General features: G+C 56.3%; 10 protein-coding genes. 6 read left to right on the top strand and 4 right to left on the bottom strand.

The features are described 5' to 3' along the window. Positions 1-6 precede the first annotated feature (6 nt). The 5 genes from ACN1CO_RS04495 (at position 7) to ACN1CO_RS04515 (ending at position 6,577) form a co-directional block, all read left to right on the top strand. Positions 7-1,539, top strand: a complete 1,533-nt coding sequence (locus ACN1CO_RS04495) for a sugar ABC transporter ATP-binding protein (protein WP_419138011.1) — start codon at positions 7-9, stop codon at positions 1,537-1,539. Between the two features lie 38 nt (positions 1,540-1,577). Beyond that, positions 1,578-2,645 carry an ABC transporter permease gene (locus ACN1CO_RS04500; RefSeq protein WP_136198982.1) on the top strand — a complete coding sequence of 356 codons (1,068 nt, stop codon included), beginning with the start codon at positions 1,578-1,580 and terminating at the stop codon, positions 2,643-2,645. Between the two features lie 11 nt (positions 2,646-2,656). Further along, the gene (locus tag ACN1CO_RS04505) at positions 2,657-3,454 is read left to right on the top strand and encodes an SDR family oxidoreductase (protein WP_419138012.1); all 798 of its coding nucleotides are present in this window, start codon (positions 2,657-2,659) and stop codon (positions 3,452-3,454) included. A 174-nt stretch (positions 3,455-3,628) separates the two neighbouring features. Further along, complete coding sequence (locus tag ACN1CO_RS04510; RefSeq protein ID WP_419138013.1) at positions 3,629-5,062, top strand: YchO/YchP family invasin; 1,434 nt, start codon at positions 3,629-3,631, stop codon at positions 5,060-5,062. A gap of 192 nt (positions 5,063-5,254) precedes the next feature. Then, a complete protein-coding gene (locus ACN1CO_RS04515; RefSeq protein WP_419138014.1) occupies positions 5,255-6,577 on the top strand; it encodes a methyl-accepting chemotaxis protein in 1,323 nt (440 codons plus the stop codon). Between the two features lie 140 nt (positions 6,578-6,717). Here ACN1CO_RS04515 and ACN1CO_RS04520 read toward each other — a convergent pair whose 3' ends face one another. The 3 genes from ACN1CO_RS04520 to ACN1CO_RS04530 all read right to left on the bottom strand — a co-directional run bounded on the left by ACN1CO_RS04520 (position 6,718) and on the right by ACN1CO_RS04530 (position 9,416). Further along, the gene (locus tag ACN1CO_RS04520; protein ID WP_419138015.1) at positions 6,718-6,918 is read right to left on the bottom strand and encodes a hypothetical protein; all 201 of its coding nucleotides are present in this window, start codon (positions 6,916-6,918) and stop codon (positions 6,718-6,720) included. An 85-nt stretch (positions 6,919-7,003) separates the two neighbouring features. Continuing rightward, positions 7,004-7,498: a MarR family winged helix-turn-helix transcriptional regulator gene (locus ACN1CO_RS04525; RefSeq protein ID WP_419138016.1), complete on the bottom strand. Its 495-nt coding sequence runs from the start codon at positions 7,496-7,498 to the stop codon at positions 7,004-7,006. Positions 7,499-7,871: 373 nt separating this feature from the next. Next, positions 7,872-9,416 (bottom strand): methyl-accepting chemotaxis protein, encoded by a 1,545-nt coding sequence (locus ACN1CO_RS04530; protein WP_419138017.1) that lies wholly within the window; start codon positions 9,414-9,416, stop codon positions 7,872-7,874. A gap of 549 nt (positions 9,417-9,965) precedes the next feature. Here ACN1CO_RS04530 and ACN1CO_RS04535 point away from each other — a divergent pair. Beyond that, positions 9,966-11,522, top strand: a complete 1,557-nt coding sequence (locus ACN1CO_RS04535) for a putative bifunctional diguanylate cyclase/phosphodiesterase (RefSeq protein ID WP_419138018.1) — start codon at positions 9,966-9,968, stop codon at positions 11,520-11,522. A gap of 55 nt (positions 11,523-11,577) precedes the next feature. Here the strand turns inward: ACN1CO_RS04535 and ACN1CO_RS04540 are convergent, their stop codons facing one another. Continuing rightward, the gene (locus ACN1CO_RS04540) at positions 11,578-12,651 is read right to left on the bottom strand and encodes a porin (RefSeq protein WP_419138019.1); all 1,074 of its coding nucleotides are present in this window, start codon (positions 12,649-12,651) and stop codon (positions 11,578-11,580) included. Positions 12,652-13,088: the final 437 nt, after the last annotated feature.

Below are 13,088 nucleotides of genomic sequence, written 5' to 3' on the forward strand. Positions count from 1 at the left end.
CGGCAGATGCAAAATCCTCAACCGCAACCGTCCGGCGACGTGATTATCGAAACGCGCAATGTGTCGCGTCTCTATCCCGGCGTGACCGCGCTCGATCAGGTCAGCTATCGGGTTTATCGCAACAAAGTGAATGTCCTGATCGGCGAGAACGGGGCCGGTAAATCCACCATGATGAAAATGCTGGCGGGGGTGGAAACGCCGTCGTCAGGCGAGATTCTGCTGGATGGCAAAGTCGTGTCGCTGAACTCCACGCATCAGGCGGAGAAGCAGGGGATCAGCATCATTTTTCAGGAGCTGAACCTGTTTCCCAACATGAACGTGATGGAGAACATCTTTATCGCCAACGAGTATTTCCAGCGCGGTGTGATCAATGAAAAGTATCAGTACGCGCTGGCGAAGTCGCTGCTAGAGCGGCTGCAACTGGATGTCGATCCCTATGCACCGCTGGGCGAGCTGGGGATTGGTCATCAGCAGCTGGTGGAGATCGCCCGCGCGTTGTCGAAGGATACCCGGGTGCTGATCATGGATGAGCCGACCAGCGCCCTGAGCCAGTCGGAAGTCAAAGTGCTGTTCAGCGTTATCGACCAGCTGAAGCGGCGCGGCGTCACCATCATCTACATCTCTCACCGGCTGGAAGAGCTGATGGAGATTGGCGATCACATCACCATTTTCCGCGATGGCCGTTTTATCAGCGAGCGCGAGGTGCGCGACGCCAGCGTGCCGTGGATCATCGCCCAGATGGTGGGCGATAAGAAAAAACAGTTCGACTATCAGCCAGCGCCACAAGGGGAAACGGTGCTGGAGGTCGAGGGGCTCACCGCGCTGCATCAGAACGGCGGCTACAGGCTGAATGAGGTCAGTTTTACGCTGCGCAAAGGCGAGGTGATTGGCATCTATGGCCTGCTGGGCGCAGGACGTACCGAGCTGTTTAAAGGGCTGATTGGCCTGATGCCCTGTCAGTCGGGCCGCGTACGGCTGGCCGGTAAGGATCTGGCGAAACGCAGCTTCCAGCAGCGGCTGAAAAGTGGCATCGCGCTGGTGCCCGAAGATCGCAAAGGCGAAGGGGTGATTGAACTGATGTCGGTGACGGCCAACATGACGCTCTCTGACTTCAGCCTGCGCGGTTTCCGTCGGGCGCTGGGGCTGCTGAATCCTGTCCGGGAGTTGCAACGGGTGAACGAGATGATCGGCCATCTGGCGATCAAAGTCAGCGATCCCGAGCTGCCGGTGACGGCGCTGAGCGGCGGTAATCAGCAGAAGGTGGTGCTCGGTAAAGCGCTGATGACCGGACCGCAGGTGGTGTTGCTGGATGAGCCGACACGCGGCATCGATGTGGGGGCTAAAACCGACGTCTATCACCTGATTGGCAACCTGGCCCAGCAGGGGCTGGCCGTGATGTTTTCCTCCTCTGAACTGGATGAGGTGATGGCGCTGGCGGACCGCATTTTAGTGATGGCCGATGGCCGGATTACTGCCGATCTGCCGCGTGCAGCGGCGACGCGAGAACATTTGATTGCGGCATCAACCCCGCAGGATTAAGCGCCTGACCCATTGGGCTAAGCTGGCCGGAGAATGTCATGAACCAAAAATATCTGCTCTATATGTACCTGCTCAAGGCGCGCACCTTTATTGCGTTGCTGATTGTGGTTGGCTTTTTCAGCGTGATGGTGCCGAACTTTCTGACTCCCTCCAACCTGCTGATTATGACGCAGCACGTGGCGATTACCGGGCTGCTGGCGATTGGTATGACGCTGGTGATCCTCACCGGTGGTATCGATCTTTCGGTCGGCGCGGTCGCCGGGATTTGCGGCATGGTGGCGGGCGCGCTGCTGACCAATGGCATTCCGTTATGGGGTGGCAATACGCTGTTTCTCAACGTGCCCGAAGTGATTCTGGTGGTGGCCATCTTCGGCGTGCTGGTGGGACTGATTAACGGCACGGTGATCACCCGGCTGGGCGTGGCTCCCTTTATCTGCACCCTGGGGATGATGTATGTGGCGCGCGGTGCGGCGTTGCTGTTCAACGACGGCGGCACCTACGCCAACCTGGTGGGGGTGCCCGCGCTGGGCAACACCGGTTTTGCTCTGCTTGGCTCCGGCACCGTGCTGGGCGTTTATCTGCCGATCTGGCTGATGCTCGGCTTTTTACTGCTCGGCCTCTACCTGACGCGCAAAACCCCGCTGGGCCGTTATATCTATGCCATCGGCGGCAATGAGTCCGCTGCGCGACTGGCGGGCGTGCCGATTATTAAAGTGAAGATCTTTGTCTACGCCTTTTCCGGCCTGTGCGCCGGTCTGGTTGGGCTGGTGGTGGCCTCTCAGTTGCAGACCGCGCACCCGATGACCGGCAACATGTTTGAGATGGACGCCATCGGTGCCACCGTGTTGGGCGGCACGGCGCTTGCGGGCGGCCGTGGACGGGTTTCCGGTTCGATTATTGGCGCTTTCGTTATCGTCTTCCTGGCGGATGGCATGGTGATGATGGGCGTCAGCGATTTCTGGCAGATGGTGATTAAAGGTCTGGTGATTGTGACAGCGGTGGTGATCGACCAGTTCCAGCAACGTCTGCAAAGCAAAGTGGTGCTGCTGCGTCGCCATGAAAAAAAGCAGCAGGCAGTGCCTCTCACTGATGTCCGTCACAGTTAACAGGAGCGATTATGAGCCGCGAACAACGTGGAAAAACAGTGGTGATTACCGGTGCCTGTCGCGGCATTGGTGCCGGGATCGCGGCGCGTTTCGCCCGCGACGGAGCCAGGCTGGTGATGGTATCGAATGCTGACCGGGTCTTCACGACGGCCGACCAGCTTTCGCAGCAGTACGGCAGTGAAATTCTGGCGCTGCAGGTTGATGTCACGGATGAAGCCGCAGTGCAGCAGCTCTATCAGCAGGTCTTTGATCGATTTGGTCAGATTGACGTCTCGATACAGAATGCGGGCGTGATCACCATCGACCGCTTCGACACCATGCCGAAAAGCGACTTTGAACGGATTCTGGCGGTTAACACCACCGGCGTCTGGCTCTGTTGCCGTGAAGCGGCAAAATATATGGTGCAGCAGCGCAGCGGCAGCCTGATCAATACCTCGTCGGGACAGGGACGGCAGGGCTTTATCTACACGCCGCACTATGCCGCCAGCAAAATGGGGGTGATTGGCATTACCCAGAGTCTGGCACTGGAACTGGCGCCGTGGAACATCACGGTCAACGCCTTTTGTCCTGGCATCATCGAAAGTGAGATGTGGGATTACAACGATCGCGTCTGGGGCGAGATCCTCAGCAGCGAGGAGAAAACCTACGGCAAAGGTGAGCTGATGGCGGAGTGGGTGAAAAATATTCCGCTGAAGCGCGCCGGTCAGCCGGAGGATGTCGCCGGACTGGTGGCGTTTCTGGCCTCGGACGATGCGCGCTATATCACCGGCCAGACCATCAATGTGGATGGCGGGTTAATCTTCTCCTGATACCCGCTTTTCGGCGTCGGGCCTGCTCTGAACGCAGGCCTTTTTTTGCCCGGATTTTTCCGGGATATGCACAATTCGCCGCTGCTGTCCTGCATCGCCGTCACAATATGTTAAGGTAAGTGCTGATGATTTGTCTTTAATCGCAGCAACACACTAATCAACGTGCCGGGTGACATGATACGGAAAACAGGGGTTCTCTCTTTAATTGCGCTGTCGCTGACTGCCACGCAGAGCGCCCGCGCCTTCCAGACCGAAACGGCGGTGTCTGAGACGCCCTTCGACGATCCGGCGCGCTACAGTGACTCGCTGCCGACGCTGGGCGGTGCCAGCGATCAGGATGAAGAGTGGAGCAAAAAGCTGGCGGCCGTGGCCAAAAGTATCGGTGAAGCCAGTAACAACAGCGACAGCAATGTGACCTTTGGTCAGCAGGCGGGCGTCTGGGCCTTCAATCATCTGCGCGATGAAGTGGCCGATCGGGTTGAGGGCGAAGGGCAGTCACTGCTTTCCCCGTATGGCAACGCGCAGCTGGATCTGAAAGTCGATATGAACGGGAACTTCAACGGCACCGGTGGCGATCTCTTCAGCGCCCTGGCCGATGAGAACAGCCTGCTTACCTTCAGCCAGCTTGGCCTGCACGATACCGATGAGGGTCTGGTCGGCAATGCGGGGCTGGGACAACGCTGGGACGCGGGTGACTGGCTGCTGGGCTACAACGGTTTTATCGACCGCACCTTCAGCAGTGGCTTGCAGCGCGCCTCTGTGGGCACGGAGGCGTGGAGCGATTCGATGCGTTTCTCTGCCAACTACTATCAGCCGCTCTCCGGCTGGAAAAACCTGAATGATACACAGCAGCAGCGCATGGCGCGCGGCTATGACATCACCAGCCAGAGCTATCTGCCTTTTTATCGCCAGGTGGGCGTCTCGGTGAGCTATCAGCAATATCTGGGTGAGAATGTCGATCTGTTTAACAGCGGCAATCGCTATCACAATCCCTCCGCCATGTCGTTTGGCCTCTCTTACACGCCCGTGCCGCTGGTGACCTTATCCGCTACCCACAAAACCAGCAGTGCTGGTGAGAGTCAGGATCAGCTCGGGCTGAAACTCAACTACCGCTTCGGCGTGGCGCTGAGCCGTCAGCTCGATGCCGGTAACGTCGCAGAAGCGCGTTCCCTGCGCGGCAGCCGTTACGATACCGTGACCCGCAGTGATACGCCGGTGCTCGCATTCCGTCAGCGCAAAACGCTCTCCGTATTTCTGGCGACACCTCCCTGGCAGCTGAGCAGTGGCGAGAGTCTGCCGCTGAAGCTCCAGGTGCGCGCCAGCAATGACATTAAGGCGGTAAGCTGGCAGGGCGATACCCAGGCGCTGAGCCTGACGCCACCGGCCAATAACGCCGATCCGCAGGGCTGGAGCGTGATATTACCGCAGTGGGATCCGGCACCGGAGGCCAGCAACGAATATCGTCTGTCGGTAACCCTTGAGGACAGTAAACAGCAGCGTGTCACCTCAAACTGGATCACCCTGAAGGTTGAACCGCCGATGGCGATGGACACGGCCCCGCAGAACGATCGCTATGATTTGATGGCACCTGCGGGCACGCCGATGTAACGGGAAAACGGGGCGGTGCGCGTTAACGCCCCGTTTACCGCAGCGCCGACCCTGAAAGGGTCATACGTCAGGGAACTGTGTCAGTAGTAACATCATGTTGCAATCATCAGGCGCAACTATCGCAGCGATGCATAATGGACGTCGCGCTAAAGCCGATAACTACAGCAATTCCTACTCAATCTGGTCTTGCTGATGCGCCTGAATTTACTGAAAAATCTTCTTCCTGCTTTTCTTCGTCAACGTGGCGGGCATTCTGCCGCGTCGTTCCGCTCGCTGGGGCGCGCGATGGCCGTTATTGAATTCACGCCAGCCGGTATGATTAAAAAGGCCAGTCCACTGTTTCTGGCCACCATGGGATACCGGGCGGACGAAATTGTGGGTCAGCATCACCGCATGTTCTGTCCGGCAGCGCTGGTTAACTCCGCAGAATATCAACGTTTCTGGCAGCGTCTGGCGGCAGGCGAAAGTTTCAGTGATAAATTTCTTCGGCTGGCCAAAGGTATGCGGCCGGTCTGGCTGGAGGCGAGTTATATTCCGGTCACTGATCGACGCGGCAGAGTCTTCAAAATTATTAAAATAGCTGCAGATATTTCCGAACGGATGCACTCATCTCTGGAACAGGAGTCGATCATCAATGCGATTGGTCGCTCCATGGCGGTGATCGCCTTTCGCCCTGACGGACACGTCCTTGAGGCAAACGACAATTTTCTTAAGGCCACCGGCTATCAGGCTGCTGAGGTCATAGGGCAGCATCACCGTCTTTTCTGTTCAGAAACGCTCACACAGAGCGACGAGTACCGTCAGTTCTGGGCGCGACTGAATCAGGGCGAGTTTTTTTCAGGCCAGTTTCCCCGCCTTAACCGGCGTGGTGAACCGCTCTGGCTCAGGGCAACCTACAATCCGGTATTTAACAGCGACGGGCAGCTCACTAAGATCGTTAAATTCGCCACCGATGTGACGGAACAGGTGCTGCGTAATCAGCAGGAATATGACGCGGCGTTAAATGCCTGGAACATGGCCGTTCAGACGCGGGGAAGCGCAAAGGCGGGCGCGGATGTTATCGACAACAGCATTCAGATGATCAACCGGATTGCAGACGAGATGAGCGTTGTGTCAGCGGATGTCTCGCGCCTGAATAGCCAGTCTGACAGCATTGATGGCATGGTTGAAACCATCAGACGTTTTGCCATGCAGACCCGGCTTATTGCACTGAATGCCGCTATTGAGGCCGCGCGGGCAGGCACATCGGGCCGCAGTTTTGCCGTCGTGGCGGCAGAAGTCCGCAACCTGGCTGCCAGTGTCAGTGGCGCAACTGAGGAGATTGAGCGGGTGGTCGCCGGGAATAATCAATTGGCCAGAGAGGTGCTGCGTGGCATTGAAAGCTCGCTGGCAAATACCGGTCAGGGCGTCATGCTGATGCGTGAAGCGGGAGAGGTGATTGCCAGCATTCAGAGAGATTCCGAGCGGGTAGAGAGCGCGGTCAGAGACGTTGCCCGTGCGGCACATGGCGAATAACGGTTAAAACCAGGGCCGCCGGATGCGCGCCCTGAAGGAAAAGAATCAGAGGCCAGGCAGGGCTTTTATTGAGTGCAGGGGATTAACAATAAAACAGTGGGCGGCCAGGATCCGGGCGCGCCGTAGTGCTTCATGACGCGTCAGTTAACCATGTTCGTCACAATACGAACGGCTCTGGCATAGACTTCTCGCTGACCGTTGACCGACCGCGCCTGCTGATGCTGCAGAAAAGCGATGATTTCCTGAATACCCGCCGTCTTGCCTGACTTCAGCAGGCTCGACACAGCCTGGCCTACTACGGCATGGACGTCATCCATATCCGCCGGTTTATTGCTGCTCAATAGAAACTCCAGCGGCAACTGTTCTGCTGAACAGCACCTGTCATGACGACGCTCAGCGTATCCGCGCGTTTATCGAAAACCCGTTTCATGGCACAGCCTTAAGCAGTTTTTCGCGTAGCGTGGCGACCATGGTCGTCAGGTCTCCCAGCTCGCTACAGTCGGTATCCATCACCGAGACCATATCCGCCGGGACGCCCGCCGCGTCGATTTTAAGCTGGTGGCCCTGTTCCGTCAGAGAGATAAACACCCGGCGCTCATCGTTTCCGGTGTCACGCTGACGGCTGATGATACCTGCGCCTTCCAGTCGCTTCAGAAGCTGGCTGAGCGTGCCGGAATCAAGCCGGACGCGGGCACCAATCTCAGAGACGGTCAGGTTATCCTTTTCCCATAGCACCAGCAGCACCAGATATTGCGGATAGGTCAGTCCCAGCGGTTTCAGCCGTGACTGATAGAGCTTAGTCATGGCCAGCGAGGCGGAATAGAGCGCAAAGCAGAGAAACTGGTCGATGGTTTCAGGCGCTGCACTGGCGGGAGGCGTATCAGAGATCCCCGCGGTTTCATCATTCATAGGTTTACTCATTCTGAGTCCGGGGTGGGACAGCCCGACCACAGGCGGTTTGCCGGCCATGTAGTCTCGCTTAATGTCTCGGGAAGATGTGGATTGCGGCAGCATCTCTTTTCTGGTGTCAGGCACCAGGCCTTTGAACGCTATCGCGGCGGAAGAGAAGTTATGAGCTACGGCTCCGCTTGAAAGGTGTCACAGTATTGAGTCAAATTATATTGAAGTCAACATAACTGGCCGCAACCCAGGCGCACAACGTGCGCAAGAGTGCTAAGCCGCTGATAGTGGCAGCCAGATTTCAGCGTTTAGCTCAGGCTGAAGCCAAAATATCGAATCCGTCATCGGCCTGTGAAGTCAGTTTTCCCGGCAGAGGACGCTCTGCCGGAAAGGCTTATACCGTGAAGGTCTCAACCATGCCGCGCAGGTCGCGCGCCTGGCCCAGCAGCGACTGTGACGCAGAAGAGGACTCTTCCACCAGCGCGGCGTTGTTCTGGGTGACGCCGTCCATCTGACTCACCGCAATGCTGACCTGGGAGATGCCCTGCATCTGTTCACCAGAAGAGAGGGAGAGGTTGTCCATCGCATCGGCCAGTTCACCGACGCGGCTGACGATTTTAAGGATACGCTCACCGGTTCCTGCGGCGACGGTCACACCTTCTTCGACCTGGGTCACGGCCTGCTCGATCAGTAGCTTGATGTCGCGCGCTGCGGTGGCGCTGCGCTGGGCCAGCGATCGAACTTCGCCCGCGACCACCGCAAAGCCGCGACCATCCTCACCGGCGCGTGCCGCTTCGACGGCGGCGTTGAGCGCCAGAATATTGGTCTGGAAAGCGATCCCTTCGATCACCGACGTGATATCGCGCACCTTAACGGCACTCAGAGAGATGTCATGCATGGTTTCCGACAGGCGCTGAACATCCGCTTCGCCCGCATGGGCCAGAGTGGCGGCCTCGCGCGCTGACCCTGCCGTCTGCTGTGCACCCGCCGCGTTGCTTTTCACCGTGGCGGTGAGCTGCTCCATACTGGCAGCGGTTTCCTGTAGCGCAGCCGCCTGCTGCTCGGTACGTGAGGAAAGCTCGGTGTTGCCCTGGGAAATCTCATCGGCGGCCAGCGCCACGGAAGCAGAGGCATCCTTAATTCGCGTCACCAGCCCGCGCAGGTTGGTCTGCATGCCGCCCAACGAGGCGAGCAGGCTTGTGCTGTCACCCCGACGCAGCGTGACCGGCGAAGTCAGATCGCCCGCGGCAATCGCCGCAGCCAGCGTCTGAGCCTGACCCGGTTCGCCGCCCAGCTGACGCATCAGAATCCGCGCAATCAATACGCAGGTCACAATCGCAGCCAGCACGGAGAGCGCCGCCAGAATAATCAGTATCCAGGTGGTGCGGGTAATAGCACTGGCGTTATCTCTAACGGCATCCCGGCTGTTACGCATCTCAAGCTCGGTGAGATCGTTGATCGCCTTCAGCAGGCTCTGCTGAGCCGGGCGCGCCACTGTTAACAGATAGCCGGTCACTTCCTGCTGACGATTTCCCAGCCCCAGTTTCCCGGCGGTCATCAGGGTAGAGAGGGCGGCGTCTTCTGTGGACACGATACGGTTCATCGCCTCCTTACCATCCTGACCACCATCTGCCTGCATCATGCGTGCAAGTTCTTCCCGGTTGCTGATATAAAGCGCCCGCTGTTTTTGCAGACGTTCCCACTCTGGCTGCATCGCAACCGGATCGCTCATCAGGGCAAGGTTACGCACTGCAATGGCCATGTCCCGCACACCGCCTCGCATATCCAGCACCGTCTGGTACTTTTTCAGCCGGACATTGACCACCTCGTCCATACTGGTGCGGGCGCTATTCAGCGCCTGAATCGCAGTACCGACACAGATAACAAACAGCAGAATAAGCAAGCCAAAACCTGCACCAAGGCGCGTTGAAATTTTCATCTATCTTTCCGGGAAAGTTTATTGGATACCACGATATCGGCAGGAGAAGAGGATTCTGGAGTGTTACATTTAACTTAGTCGCTCGCTATTTAATTTTGCGCAATAAAAATACCGAACGCATTTTTATCGGTTTACGTCAGTAAATCGTAGGAAGTGGCGGAGCTTAAGCTGCCTTCAATAAATTGATTACTCAGCTTTTATCGCCGGGTGAGCGTGACCCTTATGACGTTGCTTTGTGTCAGATAATGGCTGGCCCTGAGCCCGTCAGAACAGCCGAAATGCACAAAAATAACTGGACGGGCCTGTTAATTTTGTCCGCGCTGCCGATAGAACACTCAGCAGGATTGATGACGGAACCGACATGAGCGGGGCTGCGCCAATCGTCTGCTTTGCTGCCGTAAGGCTAAGAACGCGCGAATGCTATGAGGAGAAATAGCGCGGGGTGATTATTGTCTGCAGATTTGCAGACAGGTTGTGAGCAGTACGCCCCGGTTTTTTACTGACTATTAAAACAACACTCTGACACTTGCTATAACCGGGAACTAACGCATGCGCCTGAAACTTTTCTGGCTCGCAATGCTGAATATTGCGACCATCATTTTACTCTCCACGCTGTGGGAATTCGGGCTGGAGGGACGGATCTGCACCCTGCTGGGCCTGGGCTATGATCACAGTTTTGAAACCAGCGAGCGACTGCGGTTTATCCTGACCTCCTCCTCGTTTGCTATTCTGGCGATGTTTATTCCGTCGCTGTTGATCGTGAATCTGATCCGCAAAACCCTGATTGCGGAAAAAGATGCGCTCAGGCTGGCCGGAACCGATGCGCTGACCGGGGTTCTGAACCGCCGCTCCTTTAATGAGCATATTGCGACCCTTGATGCGGGTGGGACGCCCTATACCCTGACGCTGCTCGACATCAATGAGTTCAAGAGTATTAATGACCTGAACGGTCATCGTCAGGGCGATGCCACGCTGATCGCGCTGGCCAGTCTGCTGACGGCCTCGACGGGCAGCGGGAGTCAGGTGTTTCGCGTGGGTGGGGATGAATTTGCCGTTGTTGCCGACGCTTCAGAGACTGACCAGGCGCTGGATGCCGCCCGGAGTTTCTGCGAGCAGGCGTCATCCATCCGCACCGGTCCGCACACTTTCCTGAGTCTGTCTGCCGGTATAGCCAGCTCAGCCTGCACGGCGCAGGATGACGTGATGCGGGCGGCGGATCTGGCGCTGTTTGAGGCTAAGCAGGATATGAGCTCTCATCTGGCGCGCTTCTCGCCAGACATGGAGCAGCGCTTTCGCCAGCGCGAAAGGCTGGAGCAGGAGGTGGTTGCCGCCGTCAGCGGTCACGCCATCGTTCCCTTCCTGCAGCCGCTGGTTTCACTGCGCACCGGAAACATTACCGGCTTTGAGATCCTGGCGCGCTGGATCACCGCGTCGGGCCAGACCGTTTCACCCGCAGAGTTCCTGCCGGTAGTGGAGCGGCTGGGGCTGATGGACAGCATGACCGTAGCCTTATTGCAGGATGCGGTCAGTGCCACCCGGGCGTGGCCTGCCGGGCTTTGCCTGTCCCTGAACATTACCCCGGAGCAGCTGCTGAGGCCGTCGCTGACCTCCTGTCTGTCGCGCATTATGCAGCATGCCGGGCCGGTCATGCTGGAGCTTGAAATCACCGAAGAGAAAGTCATGGCTATCTCTGATGATGCCCGTGAGGCGATTCGTCTGCTGAAAGCGTCAGGTATCGGCGTGGTGCTGGATGATTTCGGCACCGGCTACTCCAACCTGTCGGTGTTGCTGGGGCTGGGTATCACCAAAATCAAAATTGATCAGTCGTTTATCGCCGGGATCGTGAACGGATCAGAACAGCGAAAAGTAGTGGAAACGCTGCTGGTGCTCTGTCAGGGGCTGAATGTGGTGATTACGGCAGAGGGCATTGAGGATGTCGCCACGCTGAGATGGCTGAGAAAACGCGGCTGTGATTACGGTCAGGGCTATCTCTTCAGTCGTCCGATTCCCGCCGGGCAGGCAACCACGCTGCTGGCATCCGCCAATGTGGAAGAGTTGATGCAGGAAGAGGCAGTAGCGGTTAGCTTAGTCAGAGCGCTGGGCTAGAAGTCGCATGACGCAATAAGCGGGCCTGGCGAGAAATGCCAGGCCCGCTGTCTCATCAGAACTGGTAAATCAGACCCAGCGCGGTGATGTCGTCGGTCGCCAGACCGAGCGGATTGTTGTCTTTCAGCAGATTGATGCGGTATTCACCGTATACCGACATGTTCTTGTTGAAGTAGTAAGTCGCACCCACGGCGGTGTATTTAATGATGTCGGCATCGCCGATATTTTCAATCTCTTTGCCCTTCGATGAGACGTAACCCAGCGACGGACGGAAACCGTTCAGGAACTGATACTGCGCCACGGCTTCAAAGTTCTGCGCCTTGTTAGCGAAGCCGCCCACAATCGGGGTGGCGTTCAGGGTTTCACCGTACATCGCGGCCAGATAAACCTGGTTCGCATCATATTTGACCGACGTCGCCCAGTGCTGGGCTTTCTCGCCTTCACCGCGTGCGGCCGTATTCTGCGCCGTGGTGCGATCCAGGCTGGCAAACGCACCCGCGAAGCTCAGGCCGAAGTCGAAGTCATAAGAAGCGGAGAGGGCGAAACCATCACCATTCGAACGACGCACGCCGTCGATATTACTGCTGCGATCGTTTTTGCCCTGATACTGCGCGGCAAGGTTTAATCCATCGACCAGACCAAAGAAATTGCTGTTGCGCCAGGTCAGCACGCCGGTTGAGCGGCCAGAGAGGAAGGCGTCGGTATAACCGGAGTCACCACCAAAGAACGGCAGCATATCGGTATAGCTCAGTGCGTCATAGACCAGGCCATAGTTGCGGCCATAATCCAGCGAACCCGCCTGGCCAAATTTCAGGCCCGCATAGCCCAGACGGGTGCGGTTGGTGGCCTGTGCGTCACTGCCTTCAGAGTTGTGAAGGCTGTACTGATATTGCCAGAAACCGTAGCCGGTGAGCTGGTCAGTAATCTTTGTCTCGCCTTTAAAACCAAAGCGGGCATAAGAGGAGGTGTCACCGTCATTTTTAACGTCATCAGAAAAGAGGTGTGACACGTTAATCTTGCCGACCAGATCCAGCTTATTGCCATCCTTGTTATAAACTTCTGCGGCCTGCGCGGAGGAGAGACCGATCAGTAACGGCATAACAGCCGCCAGTAAAGTGCGCTTCATCATTTAATTATTACCCTGTTTTAATTAATTATTATTCCCCTGTTTTCGGGGTGAAAAGAAAATGACACAAAAGGGTAAATTTACAAAGTGGAATATAAGTAACAAATTGTGATGTGTTTATTCAGCTGGGTTATAAACGCGACTAAAAGAAGATTAAATAGCAAAGTAATAAGATTTTCTTCTGATACTAAAATTTCAATAAAAATCATTTTTGTTTATGTTTAACAATGAATTGTATTGTTTGTTTTTCGAGAGAACTGGATTGAATTGTACACTTTTAAATCAAATTAATCCCGGATTAAATTATGGTTAACCGGTTCGAAAGAATAGAAATATAAGGATAATACTCTAACCATTAGGCTGCGTATTAATATTTGTTCATCTTTTAAGAAATAATATTTTATTCCAGGTAATAACTACCGAAATAATCCGCGCAAGCG

This window comes from Pantoea sp. R13S299 (assembly GCF_048515925.1).
In the GTDB taxonomy this organism is placed as follows: Bacteria; Pseudomonadota; Gammaproteobacteria; order Enterobacterales; family Enterobacteriaceae; genus Pantoea.